At 57.2% G+C, this 15,086-nt stretch carries 16 protein-coding genes; 13 read left to right on the forward strand and 3 right to left on the reverse strand.

The genetic code is table 11. The features are described 5' to 3' along the window. Nucleotides 1-377 precede the first annotated feature (377 nt). Both Poly21_RS15795 and Poly21_RS15800 read left to right on the forward strand, forming a co-directional pair. Complete coding sequence (locus tag Poly21_RS15795) at nt 378-1,751, forward strand: Gfo/Idh/MocA family protein (RefSeq protein WP_146407894.1); 1,374 nt, start codon at nt 378-380, stop codon at nt 1,749-1,751. 201 nt (nt 1,752-1,952) lie between these two features. Next, nucleotides 1,953-2,726 carry a hydroxypyruvate isomerase family protein gene (locus tag Poly21_RS15800; protein ID WP_146408741.1) on the forward strand — a complete coding sequence of 258 codons (774 nt, stop codon included), beginning with the start codon at nt 1,953-1,955 and terminating at the stop codon, nt 2,724-2,726. 260 nt (nt 2,727-2,986) lie between these two features. Here the strand turns inward: Poly21_RS15800 and Poly21_RS15805 are convergent, their stop codons facing one another. Beyond that, nucleotides 2,987-5,932: a hypothetical protein gene (locus Poly21_RS15805; protein ID WP_302119132.1), complete on the reverse strand. Its 2,946-nt coding sequence runs from the start codon at nt 5,930-5,932 to the stop codon at nt 2,987-2,989. Between the two features lie 201 nt (nt 5,933-6,133). Here Poly21_RS15805 and Poly21_RS15810 point away from each other — a divergent pair, with 201 nt between their 5' ends. The 4 genes from Poly21_RS15810 to Poly21_RS15825 all read left to right on the forward strand — a co-directional run bounded on the left by Poly21_RS15810 (nt 6,134) and on the right by Poly21_RS15825 (nt 8,438). Next, the gene (locus Poly21_RS15810) at nt 6,134-6,538 is read left to right on the forward strand and encodes a TspO/MBR family protein (RefSeq protein ID WP_146407896.1); all 405 of its coding nucleotides are present in this window, start codon (nt 6,134-6,136) and stop codon (nt 6,536-6,538) included. A gap of 118 nt (nt 6,539-6,656) precedes the next feature. Next, nucleotides 6,657-7,052 carry a CsbD family protein gene (locus Poly21_RS15815; RefSeq protein ID WP_146407897.1) on the forward strand — a complete coding sequence of 132 codons (396 nt, stop codon included), beginning with the start codon at nt 6,657-6,659 and terminating at the stop codon, nt 7,050-7,052. 64 nt (nt 7,053-7,116) lie between these two features. After that, entirely contained in the window at nt 7,117-7,356 is a 240-nt protein-coding gene (locus Poly21_RS15820) for a hypothetical protein (protein ID WP_146407898.1), read from the forward strand. A 119-nt stretch (nt 7,357-7,475) separates the two neighbouring features. Next, on the forward strand, nt 7,476-8,438 hold the full coding sequence (locus Poly21_RS15825) for a deoxyhypusine synthase family protein (protein WP_146407899.1): 963 nt from the start codon (nt 7,476-7,478) through the stop codon (nt 8,436-8,438). Nucleotides 8,439-8,544: 106 nt separating this feature from the next. On the opposite strand, the gene Poly21_RS15830 is transcribed toward Poly21_RS15825, so the two are convergent. Further along, on the reverse strand, nt 8,545-9,174 hold the full coding sequence (locus tag Poly21_RS15830) for a class I SAM-dependent methyltransferase (protein WP_302119137.1): 630 nt from the start codon (nt 9,172-9,174) through the stop codon (nt 8,545-8,547). A 367-nt stretch (nt 9,175-9,541) separates the two neighbouring features. On the opposite strand from Poly21_RS15830, the gene Poly21_RS15835 reads away from it, so the two are divergent. The 7 genes from Poly21_RS15835 (at nt 9,542) to Poly21_RS15865 (ending at nt 13,354) form a co-directional block, all read left to right on the forward strand. Continuing rightward, nucleotides 9,542-9,973: a CsbD family protein gene (locus Poly21_RS15835; RefSeq protein WP_146407901.1), complete on the forward strand. Its 432-nt coding sequence runs from the start codon at nt 9,542-9,544 to the stop codon at nt 9,971-9,973. 2 nt (nt 9,974-9,975) lie between these two features. Further along, complete coding sequence (locus tag Poly21_RS15840) at nt 9,976-10,392, forward strand: hypothetical protein (RefSeq protein WP_146407902.1); 417 nt, start codon at nt 9,976-9,978, stop codon at nt 10,390-10,392. Next, on the forward strand, nt 10,389-10,586 hold the full coding sequence (locus tag Poly21_RS15845; protein ID WP_146407903.1) for a hypothetical protein: 198 nt from the start codon (nt 10,389-10,391) through the stop codon (nt 10,584-10,586). Before Poly21_RS15840 ends, Poly21_RS15845 begins: the two co-directional genes overlap by 4 nt. Then, nucleotides 10,586-11,104 carry a phage holin family protein gene (locus Poly21_RS15850; protein ID WP_146407904.1) on the forward strand — a complete coding sequence of 173 codons (519 nt, stop codon included), beginning with the start codon at nt 10,586-10,588 and terminating at the stop codon, nt 11,102-11,104. The genes Poly21_RS15845 and Poly21_RS15850 overlap by 1 nt, the downstream gene beginning before the upstream one ends. Nucleotides 11,105-11,110: 6 nt before the next feature. Further along, complete coding sequence (locus Poly21_RS15855) at nt 11,111-11,356, forward strand: hypothetical protein (RefSeq protein WP_146407905.1); 246 nt, start codon at nt 11,111-11,113, stop codon at nt 11,354-11,356. 175 nt (nt 11,357-11,531) lie between these two features. Continuing rightward, complete coding sequence (locus Poly21_RS15860; protein ID WP_146407906.1) at nt 11,532-12,986, forward strand: sigma-54-dependent transcriptional regulator; 1,455 nt, start codon at nt 11,532-11,534, stop codon at nt 12,984-12,986. Next, the gene (locus tag Poly21_RS15865; protein WP_302119143.1) at nt 12,983-13,354 is read left to right on the forward strand and encodes a hypothetical protein; all 372 of its coding nucleotides are present in this window, start codon (nt 12,983-12,985) and stop codon (nt 13,352-13,354) included. The genes Poly21_RS15860 and Poly21_RS15865 overlap by 4 nt, the downstream gene beginning before the upstream one ends. A gap of 542 nt (nt 13,355-13,896) precedes the next feature. Here Poly21_RS15865 and Poly21_RS15870 read toward each other — a convergent pair. Beyond that, nucleotides 13,897-15,003, reverse strand: a complete 1,107-nt coding sequence (locus Poly21_RS15870) for a baeRF3 domain-containing protein (RefSeq protein WP_146407907.1) — start codon at nt 15,001-15,003, stop codon at nt 13,897-13,899. Nucleotides 15,004-15,086: the final 83 nt, after the last annotated feature.

Here is a 15,086-nt window from a genome sequence, read left to right on the forward strand (position 1 = left end):
TCCCATGGAGACGAGCCCCTGGAAACAGGGCAGCCGACACAGAATCGGCGAGTTTCACCCAGTCTACGTAAATTAGTTGACCGGCAAAGCCAATTCTGTCGATTTGTTGTTCCTAGGTTGGGTCGTGTGCTTCACAAGAGCAGGATAATCGATGCAATCCGCAAGTTCGAACAGTCATAGGACGTTCACCACCGCCGCCGTGTTCTACGCGGAATCAGTCACTTTTTGTGATCGATTGTCGCTTTGCGGGCGTAATTCGGTGAAATCCAGCACCAATCATGGTGTTTCGACGTCTCACTTGTGTCTATAATTAGGGGCCCCCGGAAACTTCCGACCGTTCGGCGGTTTCCTGCCCACCTTCACCGTATGAAAGCACCATGGAAAATTCAAAGCAGCTCGCGAAAGCCTCACCTATCATTCTTCCTGCATCGCAAGTCGATTCGGCGGCAACTCGTCGCGGATTTTTACAGAACTCGACGCTGTTGGCCGGAACTGCCCTCGGTGCGGGTGCAGGCCTCGGTGCGATGGCTCTCCCTGCCGCCCATGCTGCTGGCGATGACGTCATTCGTTTTGTCTTGATTGGGTGCGGTGGTCGTGGCAGCGGAGCTGCTGACCAGATCATGAACACGAAGGGCAACGTCAAACTTGTCGCCGTCCACGATGCGTTTGAGGGCAAGGCACGTGATGCGGTCAAGCGACTCTCGGCCCGGCACGGCGACAAAGTCGATGTCCCTGAGGACCACTTTTTCAGTGACCTCGACGGTTACAAGAAAGCCATTGACGTCGATTGCGACCTGGTCGTCATCGCCACACCGCCAGGCTTCAAGCCTCAGCAATTCGAGTATGCCGTCAACAAGGGACGGCATATCTTCATGGAAAAACCAGTCGCGACCGATGCTCCTGGCGTCCGCCGCGTGCTCAAGAGCGTCGAAGAATCAAAGAAGAAGAACTTGATGGTCGCTATCGGCCTGCAGCGCCGCCACGAACCCTCGTACATCGAAACGATCGGTCGCATCCACGACGGTGCGATCGGAGACGTCATCTCACAGCAAGTGTACTGGAACGGCAACGGAATCTGGTATCGCAATAAGCAAGATGACCAGAATGAAATGGAGTTCCAAACCAATAACTGGTACCACTTCAACTGGGTGTGCGGCGATCAAATCTGTGAACAGCACATCCATAACTTGGACGTCGGCTGTTGGGTGAAAGACGCTTATCCCGTTAGCTGTAACGGCATGGGTGGACACCAGCAGCGTGAAAATGGTGATGGCTCGAAATCCCAGATCTTCGACCACACGTTCTGTGAATACACCTTCGCAGACGGCACGAAGATGTTCTCGCAGGGGCGGCACCTCGCCGGTGGTTGGAGTCACGTCGGAGAGTTCGCACAGGGAACCAAGGGGACTGCCAATCCGAGCGGTGAGATCTTCGGCGAAAACGCGTGGAAACACAAAGGAAAACGCGTTAACGGTCACCAACAGGAACAACACGACCTCATCGAAGCGCTCATGCGTGGCGAGATCTACAATGAAGGCGAATACGGCGCCCATTCGACCTTCACCGCCATTCTCGGCCGCGAAGCCTGCTATTCGGGCAAGGTGGTCAAGTGGGACGAATTGCTCGAGAAAGGCCGTGATTTGGCCCCTGGCATCGATGAATTCACCCTCCAGTCCACCCCCCCGGTTGTCAAGGGCGAGGATGGCAAATACCCGATCGCCGTGCCAGGCAAATACAGCCCCTTCGGCTGAGCATGAGCATCGACATTGAGCGTACCGGCGGCGGCCAGCCGCCGTGACCTGGCGAACGCCAGTAGCCAGTACGCTCAACCCGTCACACAGCGCGGGGCATCGCCTCGCGCTCACCGGAGCTGCGGCCCCAATGGAGACGCAGCTCAACGACTTGACCGCCCCAATCTGGGGTCTTTGTTTAGCACCCCAGAAGGATCGCTCTTGACTGCCCGCCCCAAGTTATCGGTTTGTATCGACGCTGTTTTTGAAGGGGTCCCGGAGCCCGAGGCAATCGCTCGCGTCGCGGACGCTGGCATTGATGCGTTTGAGTTTTGGTGCTGGTGGGAGAAGGATCTTGATCAGATCATCGCTGCGCGCGACAAGCACGGCATGACGGTCGCTGCTTGTTGCACTCGGTTCGTTTCGCTTGCCGACCCGGCGTTGCGAAGTCACTATCTACAAGGGCTCCAAGAATCTATTGCCGCGGCGAGGCAATTGGGGTGCTCGACATTAATTTCGCAAGTCGGCGATTTTCGTCCGGGGATACCGCGCGAGCAACAGCAGCAGTCGCTCATTGATGGCCTGAGCGAAGCGGCGCCATTGCTCGAACAAGCGGGGATCACACTGGTTATCGAACCGCTCAATGAACTCGTCGATCATGTTGGTTACTACCTCGTACGCAGCGACGAGGCCTTTGAAGTTGTCGATGCAGTGGGCAGTGAGAATGTTAAAGTGGTCTTCGATATTTATCATCAACAGATCAGCGAAGGGCATGTGATTGAGCGACTGACCCGCCGCGTCGACGCGATCAAGCATTTCCACGCCGCAGGGAACCCAGGGCGGCATGAACTCACTCGTGGCGAGTTGAACTATCCGGAGATCTTGGCCGCGATCGCAGCGGCGAACTATGACGGCTACGTCGGTCTGGAATACTGGCCTCAGGGCGATCCTGATGCTGGTCTCCGCCAAGCTGCAGCGATGGTAGCAACCTCTTAACGCCCGGCACTGACGAGGCGTTGCGTCGCCGCGGTTTCATCTACACCCCCGACGACGATAGCAGCCTCTCGACGAAAACGTCGCGATGGCACTCACCGTCAAACCCGTCCCTCGCCGGCGCGAGATGACGGGCACTGGTCTCGAATCCAAGTTGGATGTCGCTTCGGTGATCTCGTTGTTCCTCTGGCCGGTGCGGGGTTCCTCTGGCCGGTGCGGGCGATCGCGATGTTGGTTCTGAGTGACATGCCGGCCGAGGCGTATTAAGGTGCGACCTGCCTGATCGGTTGACCGGCTTCATGGAGAAACCAGCGCGCATGACCGAGACGTGACAGCGAGGCGACCCCGCTCTGCTCCCAGAGGTCGCGTTCCTTTTTGAAATACCAGGGCGTCGAAGGCCCTTCGTAGGCGTACCGCGTGAGAATCTCGTATGCTTTGACAGGTTCATTTCGACGATGATGATATCGCACGAGTGTCAGGGCAAATCGCGGAGTTCGGATCTCAACCAATCCGCAAAGCTGAAAAAATGCAGCTTCATAGTCTGCGTCCTGGGCAGTTTGGTTCGCGATCGGATGCTCTGCGATCACTTCGGGTAGCTCGCGGTATCCAATCGCCCGGGTCAAGCGATAAGCTGCATCGACCGCCCATGCGTACGTTTGTTGCCACTGTCGATCGTATCGCACACGGAAAACAGGAATCGCATCAGAGGCACTGGGGTCCGGGGGTATTGGCTGACCTCTGGAATCTAAATCGTCGTCATGGGACGGCGTTTCGGGGGACGGAAGTCCGCCCAAACGCTCGCGGCATAGTGCCAATACCCGGCGGGCCGCATGTACGGTCTCATCGATTTGCAGCTTGCGAACCTCGGCTTGATCGATCGCCAGGAGGTAGGCACGCCAAGCCACAATGTCTTTGGAATTCTCGGCGGGACGCGGAGTATTGGTGACAATTCTTGTCGCGGTCACCCCGGTGGATTTTTGCTCGTTGATCGCCGCTTGCACGGCATCGTGATCGTAGAGTTTGAGCCATGGCAACGGTTCGCTCCTGTGCGGCGGTGCGACGGCCCACAGCCAGCCGTATCCAGGAGCCCCCCCGTTCCGAGGACGCACTTCGGCAAACAAGAAGTGATCATCACGCGGCAACACGATCCGCTTGGAATCGAGCGATGACGTATTTCGGGATGTATCGTTGGAGTGCATCATCGCCGGGTGGAACGGATGCCAATCCATGTCGGCTGGCACTTGGTTAGAGACTGCCGCTGTCTGTATTAGTTCAGGCGGATTCGCTGTGGTGATGTCATTGGTGATCGCCCCCTGGACGAGGATCCAAGCGTCACGAGGGTTCGATCCGCCCAGGTCACCGATCGTACGATAGCCCGGTAGCAGCCGACCGTCTTCGTACACCACCCAGAACTGCAGCCGATCGTGCGCCCAGTGAAGCGTGCTGAATGGATCTTGGAACACATGGTGGTATGCGATCGAGCCGTGGCGAGGTGGCTCGCGATACCACCATGAGGCGACCGAGGGGCCACGCTCAGTCAATCCGGAGGCGATCTGCCGGACGTAGGGAGGCACGTCATGCGTCCCGACTCTTTGCAGGCGATCGATCTCGTAGCTCGGTTTAATGGAGGTGGAGGAACCGTCTGTATCGGTCGTCGCACCGTCGCTGGGCCGAGTCCATTGCAGGCGGACGTCGTCGCTAAGGGTGGCCACGGTTCGGCCGCGATAGAACAAACGTTGCTTTGCCACAAGGTAACCACCGCGTGCACGAAACGCCTGCGCTGGTGGCATGGAATCAAACCGAATGCCGTTGGTGTGTTCGATACCGGTCACCCGCATTCCGCGTTTGTCGTACAGTGTCGCGTCGATATCATCGAACTTTGCTTGTCGATCCGAGATGACGACACGGCCATCGATCGCGTTGCCCGGCACCCGGACCACGCATCGATCGTCGTCGAGGGTTGCCATGAAGCGGTCGTGTGGAAGATCGCCTGCGATTGGTTCGATGTAGGAGTTGGCTTGGGTTGGTGTTCCAACGAGCCTCGTCGCCTGGGTGGCAACGCGAAATTTCGCCAGGTCTGTGATCAGCTCGTCAACGGCATGTGAGAACGCAGCGCTGTCCGATTTCGACGGTGAGAAATGGATCTCGGCGATATCAGGAATTGACAGGCGAGCGGGCTCGACATGAAATTTTGGCGAAATGGGAGTCTGTCGCGTCACCACGACGGGGATCTGGGTTTGACAAGAGAGCTCCGCCAGCAGCCGCGTCGCATCGGTTGGCCAATGGAGGAGTTGGTCCAAGTTGACCAGAACCGCATCGCAGTTCGCCTGCTCGGCCGCGGCCATCGCGGCGGCCAAGTCAGCGGCGCCGCGACCCGTTGGCAATAGCACCCATTGGACTTGCTGTTGGCCGTCCTGTCGGGACAATTTGGCAGCGAAGTCAGCGATCACGGCTTGGCCAGGGTCGACTGATCGCCAACCCGATTGCGCCGCGGCGATGCACAACATCTGCAGCTGCGGGGACTGATCAGGTGCCACGGAGGCTCTGCGGATCACGACGGTTGTGTCTCCCGACGAGGCCATCACCGGCAAATCGTGTTGTGATGCTGACAGGCTGAAACACTCGGTGGGCTCAAAATGCAGGTCCGCGTTCCAGTCGCAACCGATTTGCCAATCATCGTTGCGATCAATGCAAACCAAGACATCGCTCGGCACCATGTCGGGGCCCAGGACCGGCATCGCGACGAGGGGAGAATGATCCTGCTCATTCCATTGCCGTGTTTGGTGAATCCACCGTTGGCGAGATTCACGGCCTGGTCGGCGAGCATCGCAGATCAGGCCGCGGTAGAGCGAGCTGTGCGGAGACACTTTAAACGACTCGGGGATCTGCACCTCTGCTCCGCAAACGCCGGCAAGTGTTCCTCGATTGACAGTGATGTCCGTGGCGGGCACCGGTTGAAGCACGATGGATTGTTCTGGGCAGCTCAACGGATCGTAGCCGACTAGGTGCGGGGCGAACGCTGCGATTTGATCTTCTGAGAAGGCTCCGCTTGCAAAGCGATCGATCCATCCCATTCGGATTGGCCGATCAGCACTCGTCTTTGGCAGGCCCCAGCCGAGCAGTAGGGCGGCCAACAGTCCCCAGCGGCATACTGTCATGTCAAAGATCCAGAACGTGTCACGCGGAAGGCGGGGCGATGGTTTCGGCATCGTTGGGCGCATTGGTTTGAGGTGGGTAGTCGAGTTTCTCCGAGACTCGCCTTCGTGTCAAAGACCACCCGACATCCTATTCGCCCCGGCATTGGATTGGCTCGGTGTTGGCTTGGTCACGGTCGTGAAAGGGCCCGTGTTTAACGTGCCAGCTGTGTCTCACCTGGTCTACAATGAATCACTTCACGTTGGAAACTTAATATGAATCTGCAAACGGATTGGCGAGCCTGGTACGACGCGCTGGGCAAACCGGCTTGGACACCTGAGCCATCCACGATCAGTCTGATCTGGACGATACTCTATCCGATTATCGTGGTGACCTTCCTCTACGTTTTTTACAAGATCGCCCGTAAACAGTTGCCGTGGAGGGTGGGCATCCCCTTTGCGATCAACCTGGTTGCCAACCTGGCATTCACTCCCATTCTGTTTGGATTGCAAAATCTGCAGCTGGCGGCGGTTGATATCACGATTGTGTGGCTGAGTCTCCTGTGGGCCATGGTTTCGATTTGGCCGCACCAGCGTTGGATTGCGATCGCCCAAGTTCCTTACTTTGTATGGGTTTCGATCGCTTCAATGCTACAGTTCGCGATTACAGCAAACAATTGACGCAGCGGAAAGTTGGTACACGCTTTGCTTCACTCTTGGTGAGTTGATCGCTCGTCCAGATCCATTTCAGGATCTTGGAATGCTCGGGCGACAGCGGTATTTCAAGAAAGGAAAAGCAATGTCTACTCAGCAACAGATGAAAGGCCAGTGGAATTCGATCCGCGGGTCGGTGAAAGAGAAATATGGTCAGATCACTGATGATGAACTGAGCCAAGTGGAAGGTGATCAGGAGCAACTCATTGGCTTGATCCAGCAGAAGGTCGGCGCCGCGAGATCCGAAGTCGAGGATTTCCTGAGCAAGATTTACGAAGACGCCGGTGCGAGCTTCGCCTGGACTGGCCAGAAGCTGCAGCGAGGGTACAACGAATCGACCAGAGCGGTCGCAAACCATCCAGCGGAATCGGTTGTGGCTGCGTTGGGGATCGGCCTGCTGGTCGGTGTGGCGATTGGCTACTCGTTAGCTGCGGATCGGTATCGCGAGCCAACTTGGCGTGAACGCTGGAACGGCCGTTAAACGCCACGGCGACCGCAAGAATAGTTAAATCGAAGTCACTCCTTTGTTAGTCAGGAAATTGATCATGGCCCCATCAACACAGTCACCCCAGTCCCGCTCGACCGTCAGTGAGATGCGCAGTCGTCTCGACGGTGCCACTCATACGACGGCTGAAAATCTTCAAGCCTACGGCAGTCACTACGTCGCAGAGCCGGCGAAGGACGTCTTCAGTCTGCTCCGCGATTATGCCAAAGACCGTCCCGATGTCGCCGCCGTGTGGCTCTTCGGCGCGGGCGTGCTGGTCGGTTGGAAGCTGAGGGGCTAGGGGGCTCACGGGCGGGTGTCACACTCGCTGGGGAAGTTGCCAGAGAGATTGTATTTCGACGAAATCTCGCTACAAACAGGTGTCACGAACTCACCTGTCCTTGCCGCCCTGAGATTTTGATGAAAGTTACCGATTTCCTGGAAACGCACTTCCGCCACTTCAATGCTCGTGAACTGCGGGACGCTGCCCGTTCCTACGGCGAGTTCGTCACGGCGGGCGGCAAGATGATGGTTACCCTCGCCGGCGCGATGAGCACAGGCGAGCTCGGTTTGTCGCTGGCTGAGATGATCCGTCAGGGCAAAGTCCATGCGATCACTTGCACCGCAGCGAACCTGGAAGAGGATCTCTTTAATCTCGTCGCCCACGATGAGTATCGCACGATCGCCAATTGGCGCGCCCTCTCGGTGCAAGACGAAGTGGAGCTGCGCGACGCCGGGTACAACCGTGTCACGGATACCTGTATCCCCGAGACGGTGATGCGGCACCTCGAGCACCGCCTGACCAAACTGTGGATCGAGCAGGCGGCCAGCGACGAGACTTGGATGCCTTGCGACTTCATGTTTGCGCTACTCGACGATCCTACTTTCGCGGAACATTTTCAGGTGCCCCGTGAGAACAGCTGGATGGCCGCAGCCAAGGATGCGGGGATTCCCGTTTACACGCCCGGTATTGAAGACTCCACTCTGGGCAACATCTATGCCGCTCGCGTCCATGATGGCACAGTTCCCAATCACACCGCGTTTGCGCCGGGCACCGAGCAGATGCAGCGCCTGATCGAATGGTATGAGGCTCACAGTGCCGACGCGCCCATTGGGATCTTCCAGATCGGAGGCGGCATCGCTGGAGATTTCCCAATCTGTGTCGTTCCATTGTTGAAGCAGGACCTCGAGAAAGATGTTCGGCTGTGGGGCTACTTCTGTCAGATCAGTGATGCGGTCACCAGCTATGGTGGCTACAGCGGGGCGGTCCCGAATGAGAAAATCACCTGGTACAAGCTCGATCCAGAATCGCCGAAATTCATGATCCAGAGCGATGCGTCGATTTGTGCTCCGCTGATGTTCGCCCATGTGCTGGGCTGGTGAGCGGTTGATCGCCTCGCCATCTGGGAATCCGCTTTGGGGGGGGCTCCACAGTGGGGGCCGACTGCGGGCGCGCGGTCCGGTGGAGGGGCGGCCCCACGAACGCGACTTAGAGCGACTGCCGTAGTAGTCGCATGCCTTCGCGGCCGTGATAGCTCAACAGCAGGGCGCCGTCAGCAGCACAGGCGGCGAAAATATGCTCAAAAAACTCTTCTTCCCCCGGCCACGGGAACACGAAGATGAGATCGAAATCGTCCAGTTCCAAGCCGATTTCTGCATAGACGTCACCCTCTTCGGTGTCGACATTCTTGAATTCGCCGGAGATCTCAGCGAGCCCGGAAACTCCGCGGGGCACGAAGCTACCGTGGTAGAATTGAGCCGAGCTGCCGATCGTCGCCGCGACTTGCTCAGCTTGGTGGACCAGGCGTGATTCGATCTCGATTCCGACCGCCTGCATTCCTCTGAGAGCTGCCAGCATGGTGGCGACGCCGAAGCCTGCGCCCCATTCGCAAAATCGGTTTCCAGTCAGCAGGTGGTTGCTGTGAATCCAGCTCAACGTTTGGTCGAGCAAGTGAAAATCGCAGGTGACGAAGTTTTCAATCACATCGAGGTCGGCCAGCATGAATGCCTCGACGGCTTCATTTGCGGTGTCAATGAGATCTTCGGCGCGATCGGCGTAGGGAAGATGCTTTACACTGCCATCAATGGGCACGGATAGTAAGGGCACGTGGATGGTCACTGCGGCAGGAGTACTGAACGGATGAGTGTTGGCTCGCCGCCGAACGGGCGACTTACAGGTCTACGCGGATTTGCTAGCAATGGAAGATCGTCCCGGCAGCTGTGCAATGCTACTTGCGCTGGACCGACAGGTACAGGTTGATTTTCGCGGCCAGCCGCACGGATGTCGGCGAAGAATTGTCCGAGCGTGGTCAATCGTTCTCCATCCTGGTCGCTTTTGTACCACCCGGTCCGAAAATTTTGACCTCAAATTCTTTCATTCTAAGTTTGGCACAGCGAATGCGTAGTAGAGTTTTCCTGAACGCTCTTGCCCAACTCTTATGTTCGGCAACGTGAGCCTCCACCATACAAATTCACAGGATCTCATCATGCCAAATCGCGATCAGCTACAAGGCCAATGGAACGAAGTAAAGGGGCGCCTCAAAGAGCATTGGGGGCAACTGACCGAGGATGATCTTCGCCAGTGCGAAGGCAATGCCGACCAACTTGTTGGCATGGTCCAGCGTAAGACGGGCGCAGCTCGGGGCGAGGTCGAGAAATTCATCAATGGAGTTTTCCAGGGCTCGATGGGTGATCAAGCTGCGGAGAAGCTGCACCACTACGCCGATGCAGCGCAGGGTTTTGCTGACGACGCGACTCAGTACGCTCGCGAGCAGGCCCGCCGACTCGCAGCTCAGTCGAGTGACTATTCGGCGCAGCTTGCCACAACGGTGCGAAATCGCCCGGCAGAATCGTTAGCGATCGCCTTCGGTCTCGGCATTGCCGCAGGTGCGTTCTTCTTCCTCGGGCGGAAACGGTAGTCATGGCTGTGACGACCGCCACCCGCCAGCAGTCCGTGGCGATCCGCAATCGGATGCGCGAAATTCGCAGCGAGCTGCCCTACGATGTCGACGATGCGCGAGCGCGCGTGAAGCAGTTATCTGATTGGAAGTATCACGTGTCGCGGCGGCCCATTGCCATTGCTGCGGCCGCTGCGGTCGTGGGTTACCTGCTCGTGCCATCTCGTCGCTCGTCCACCTCCACTGTCGTGGTCCAGCAGGACCGCGCCGGGGCGGTCGACACACCTGCTGAAAAGGGCATGTTCGCTGGTATCGCTGGCACCATTGCGACTCTCCTGGTCCGTCAAGCTGTCAGGGTTGCGACGAATCAGGTCGTCGGTGCTATCTCCGCCCGCCAAAGCTTTCCTTCTACCCACTCCGAATACGAGGCCCGGTCATGATTGCGCCTATGATGGAACCCGTCGTCGATTCGTCCCCCCGCCAGCATGCTGCTGAAATTCGACGCGAAGAGCGGCAGCCCGCTCAGCGGCTTTCTCGGCTCATCGAGAAACAGCCTGCCGTCGTCATTGCTGCCGGTGTCGTGGTGGGGCTCGGGATTGGTTGGCTCGTGAAACGAAAGAAGTGGACTCACTGATGTCGTCTTCCGCTAACACAGAGCCGTCGCTATCGAGTTTTCAGCGAGTGATTCGCGACGTGCTCGATCTATTCGAGCTGCAGATGGAATTGATCTCGGTCGATAGCCAGGCGGCTAAACGAAAGCTCGTTCAAGCGGCCGTTTGTGGTTCGATTGCGCTCGCTTTGGCGGGCTCGGCGCTGACTGTCGCGATGGTGGGGGCTGGAGTTCTGCTCGGCGAATCGACGCAGTTGACCACCGGTGCTGCCATGTTGATCGTCAGCTTGGTGTTCTTTGCCATCGTTGCCTTGCTCGGATGGGTTGCCTTGCGAGCGATCCTCGCTGCGTCCGCTGCGATGAGCGAGACGAAATCGGAGTTTGGTGAAAACCTTCGTTGGCTGAAAGCGACGTTGATCTCTCCGCAAACCTCCGCCCGTAACCAATTCCGCCGCGAATCCTTTTATGATCGTACCTCGGTGTCCTATAGCGATACCGTCGACAACGACGATCCCGCCTCCCGTCCTCTTTATCGAAGGTAATTCAAGATGTCTGACGTCCCCCCTGTTTCTGCTCCCGGTGACAAAACCATGTCTGACCATGCCCGCGAAACGGCGAGTCGTGCTGCTGCTGGTGCCGGTGACGTTGCGCACGATGCAGCCCGTCATTTTGTGCGTGAGCCCGCCGCGGATCTATTCAGCTTGGCCAAGCAGTATGCCCGCGATAAACCCGATGTCGCCGCCTGCTGGGCATTCGCGCTGGGCGTTGTCGTTGGCTGGAAACTCAAACCATAGTCTCGAATCATGATACGCGAACCCTCACGCTGCCCAATCGACAGCGATTGCAGGTGTCGCATACACTCTTGAGGGGTCCTTTCTTATGTCTGCCGGAGTCGTCAATCCACCCCAGGAAAGAAATAAGTCGGCGACACGACTCCGGCCCCAGCCACAGTCCTCCGAGTACAAGACGATGCCGAGTTTATTAGTCATTGATGACGATCGTTTGGTATGCGCCCTCACCCGCAAATCACTGGGGTCGATTGCCGATGTGGAAACTGCGGCGACCGCTGCCGAAGGGCTGGAAAAGTTACGAGCCGGGGATTTCGATGCGGTGCTGTTGGATATTCAATTGCCGGACCAAAATGGTTTAGCAGTCTACTGTGAGATCCGCGAGCACGACCGGCGGATCCCTGTCATTTTCATGACGATCGAAGCAGCCAGCAACACGGCCATTGAGGCCATGCAGCTCGGCGCGTTCGACTACATTGCGAAGCCACTCGCGGTCGATCCGCTACGAGATTTGGTCGAAAAGGCCATCGAACAGCGTCAAATTAGCAGCGTTCCGGTAGCAATTTCCGCTGACGATGAAAACTCCGACACGAGTGCTGAGCTGTTCATCGGTCGCTCACCGGCCATGCTTGACGTCTTCAAAGCGATTGGGAAGGTCGCTAAACAGGATGTACCAATTTTGGTTCGTGGCGAAAGCGGGACCGGCAAGGAACTGGTCGCGCGGGCGCTCTATCAGTACAGTCGCCGGAGCGACGAGATTTTTCTCGCCGTCAACTGTGCCGCACTGCCGGACAACCTGCTCGAAAGCGAGCTGTTCGGCCATGAGAAGGGGGCGTTCACCGGTGCCGAGTCACGGCGAATCGGCAAGTTTGAGCAATGCAACGGCGGCACTCTCTTCTTAGACGAAATCGGTGACATGGCTCCATCGGTGCAGGCGAAAGTGCTGCGGGTGTTGCAGGACCAACGGTTCGAGCGAGTCGGGGGTAACAAAGAGCTGAAGACCGACGTGCGAATTATCGCCGCCACCAATCGCCCGCTCGAGCGAATGGTCGAAGATGGTGACTATCGCGAGGACCTTTTGTATCGACTCAACGGAGTGACGATCGAGCTTCCTCCACTCCGTGATCGGCTCAGTGATGTGCCGTCGTTGATCCAGTTTTTCCTCAGTCGTGCAAAACGCGAGTTCAGTAAACCTGACTTGGAAGGGCTGTCGCCCGATGCCGTTGATCTGCTAACTGCCTACGACTGGCCGGGCAACGTCCGGCAACTTCGAGCCGTCATTCGTCGCTGTGTCTTGGACACGGTGATGCCGGTGATCACTCCCGATGGTTTACCCCGTGAGGTCACGGGGGTGACCGCCCGCAATCGCGCGACGACGGCGACCCAGGCCGCGGTTGCCGGTGCCGGTTTACCAGTTTTGGTACGAGAATTGTTAGATAAAGGATCAACCAACCTCTATGCCGAGGCGACTCAGTACATGGAACGCTACGTGATCGCAGAAGTTCTGCGTGAAACCAATGGCAACCAAAGTCAAGCGGCAGAGATTTTGGGAATCACTCGCGGCAAACTGCGAGACCGCATTACGTCGTTTCGAATCGTTCTAAAAAATGATGTCGAAGTGGAGGCTGGCGCATGATGAAATCGGAAGCAAATATGTCGACTTTGACCGACCAGCAGAAACAACGCTTCGCCGCTGCGCTCGAGCGTGTTGGCGATGACGAACAGATGCTCGTCATCCTGGCTGCGATGGCTGCCGAGGATGCGCCTCCATTGCTCTCCAAACTCGCCGATGAGGTTCAGGCCGGCGATCTTGAGACGGCTGCCAGTTCCGGCCACGCCCTCAAAGGCCTGCTCAGCGCCTTCGAAACGGGGCAGCCGATCGAGGGTATTCAGCTCCTGATCGACGCTGCTCGAGAACATGACCAAGAGGAAGCCAACCGTCTGCTCACGTCGCTGCTGCCCAAACTCAAGAGCTTTATCGAGCAGGTGAAGGAACTCCAGTAGCCTGTCGATCGGATACTTTTGGACAACGCGATCGGTGACCCATAAGGCATCGAAGCCCGACGTCGCGGAAGAAAGGGCGATCAGTTCGTTCCACGCACCGGCTACTCTCTGCGATCCAGTGGTGAGTTGCGTGGGCAAGTATTTCCATTTTTTTGTTTAGGAAAAGCGATTGGCGTCCATCGCGATGCGACGATCTCAGTCGCAAGGCCCCGCTGCCCTGATCGAATACGGTCCGCAAGAGAACCCCCTTAGTACGTGCGTATCCTGAGGGGCAGTCAGTCGCTCAGGATTATCAATCCACCATCGGGTGGTGATATGTTGAGCGCATTGCGGAGTATTCTCGGACAAAAAACGGTCGTACCCGCTATTTCGCTTTTTTGATTGACCGCGTGGCGTCGTCGCGATGTGAGCTTGTACGGTTACCGTTCGCGTCGGCAGTTAACTTGAACGGTTCTTAACCAACGAACTTCATCGCTTCGATGATCCGAGGTGACTGCTGAGAAAATTTGCGAAACCGACTCGCGAATCGTCTGGTCAAGTTGTCAGAAACGGAAAATGGCGCAGGCCACTGTGTCGTTTCCCGGCATCGCTTCGTGACGGCATTGCAGCACATCACCGCCATTTCGAAGCGTTTCAACCACGGCTTGATTGGTTTGATCGCAATACTCACCACGGGTGCAGACCATTAAAGAATCGACACGTCCATTCTTCGCCGCCTGCAACACGTCGTCCAAATTGTCGGATCCTTGGGAGTTGGCCAGGGCAGTACCAAATCGTTCACCGAACTCGTCATGATCGGCTTTCAATTGAGGTGCGATGGCCTTGTGAGCCTGCTCTCGCAGTTCGTCACCACTCCATTCTGAAGGGCTGCCATCGACCTTGGCGTCGACGTGAACCTTGGTCGTTGCCTCGAAATGCCCTGTCACTTCACTGGTGGCAACCACCAGCAACGGCAGGCCGGTATTGTAGACTGCCGCGGCCACTTCATCGCCGATGAGAGACAGGTATTGATTGCGGTCAGCTTCGATTTTGCTCTCACCCTCCCCTTGGCCATGGAACATCGCCGTCGATGTACCCGGAGTGTTGCCGACGCTGCGATGACTCGTGTTTTGCAGGCTCTCCTCCGGATCACGCGGCAAGACCAGTTCCTCGAACTTGGCTGGTAATGCAGCGGTTTCAACGGGAGTAAGAGAATCGCCGGTAGCTCGATACAGGCTGGCCTCATCCCACGAGAGCGAAAGAACGAAGTATTCGCCACCTGCATTGGATTCGCGAATCAGCGGCTGAACGAAGAAAGTTTTGCCAACGCAAACGTGCTCATCGACGCGGCGATTGAGTCGAAACATGCGGCAATCGTCCGTCGTTAAGTAGATTGCTAGGCCTTCCCCTTGATGCTGCCAAAAATTGCTCTCGCTGGTTTTTGACGCGAGACCGTCCAGGATGCTCTCATCATGACCAGCCGTTCTGAGTTTCTCACTCGCCTCCTTTAACAAGTTCTTCAGACGAATCGGGCCTTGTTGAGTCTCGCGACCGCTGCGGTGTGTACCCATCATGATGGAGACACAGGGGGCGGCGGATACGGAAGCCAGTTCTTTCAAATCGCCAGGCTTGAGCGCCGCAAAAGTAGTTTCGTTGGATTCGGTAGTCATAAGTAGTGCCTTCTTAAAAGCAGGTGTGGTTGATTCAACGACGGATTGTTGGTCGCGCGGTTGGGGTGACCGCAGCTGTGAAG

Source organism: Allorhodopirellula heiligendammensis (assembly GCF_007860105.1).
Taxonomy (GTDB): domain Bacteria; phylum Planctomycetota; class Planctomycetia; order Pirellulales; family Pirellulaceae; genus Rhodopirellula; species Rhodopirellula heiligendammensis.

Coding starts and splice junctions, on each gene's coding strand:
- Poly21_RS15795 (WP_146407894.1), top strand. CDS start 378: ATGGAAAATTCAAAGCAGCTCGCGAAAGCCTCACCTATCATTCTTCCT.
- Poly21_RS15805 (WP_302119132.1), bottom strand. CDS start 5,932: ATGCCGAAACCATCGCCCCGCCTTCCGCGTGACACGTTCTGGATCTTT.
- Poly21_RS15810 (WP_146407896.1), top strand. CDS start 6,134: ATGAATCTGCAAACGGATTGGCGAGCCTGGTACGACGCGCTGGGCAAA.
- Poly21_RS15815 (WP_146407897.1), top strand. CDS start 6,657: ATGTCTACTCAGCAACAGATGAAAGGCCAGTGGAATTCGATCCGCGGG.
- Poly21_RS15820 (WP_146407898.1), top strand. CDS start 7,117: ATGGCCCCATCAACACAGTCACCCCAGTCCCGCTCGACCGTCAGTGAG.
- Poly21_RS15825 (WP_146407899.1), top strand. CDS start 7,476: ATGAAAGTTACCGATTTCCTGGAAACGCACTTCCGCCACTTCAATGCT.
- Poly21_RS15835 (WP_146407901.1), top strand. CDS start 9,542: ATGCCAAATCGCGATCAGCTACAAGGCCAATGGAACGAAGTAAAGGGG.
- Poly21_RS15840 (WP_146407902.1), top strand. CDS start 9,976: ATGGCTGTGACGACCGCCACCCGCCAGCAGTCCGTGGCGATCCGCAAT.
- Poly21_RS15845 (WP_146407903.1), top strand. CDS start 10,389: ATGATTGCGCCTATGATGGAACCCGTCGTCGATTCGTCCCCCCGCCAG.
- Poly21_RS15850 (WP_146407904.1), top strand. CDS start 10,586: ATGTCGTCTTCCGCTAACACAGAGCCGTCGCTATCGAGTTTTCAGCGA.
- Poly21_RS15855 (WP_146407905.1), top strand. CDS start 11,111: ATGTCTGACGTCCCCCCTGTTTCTGCTCCCGGTGACAAAACCATGTCT.
- Poly21_RS15860 (WP_146407906.1), top strand. CDS start 11,532: ATGCCGAGTTTATTAGTCATTGATGACGATCGTTTGGTATGCGCCCTC.
- Poly21_RS15865 (WP_302119143.1), top strand. CDS start 12,983: ATGATGAAATCGGAAGCAAATATGTCGACTTTGACCGACCAGCAGAAA.
- Poly21_RS15870 (WP_146407907.1), bottom strand. CDS start 15,003: ATGACTACCGAATCCAACGAAACTACTTTTGCGGCGCTCAAGCCTGGC.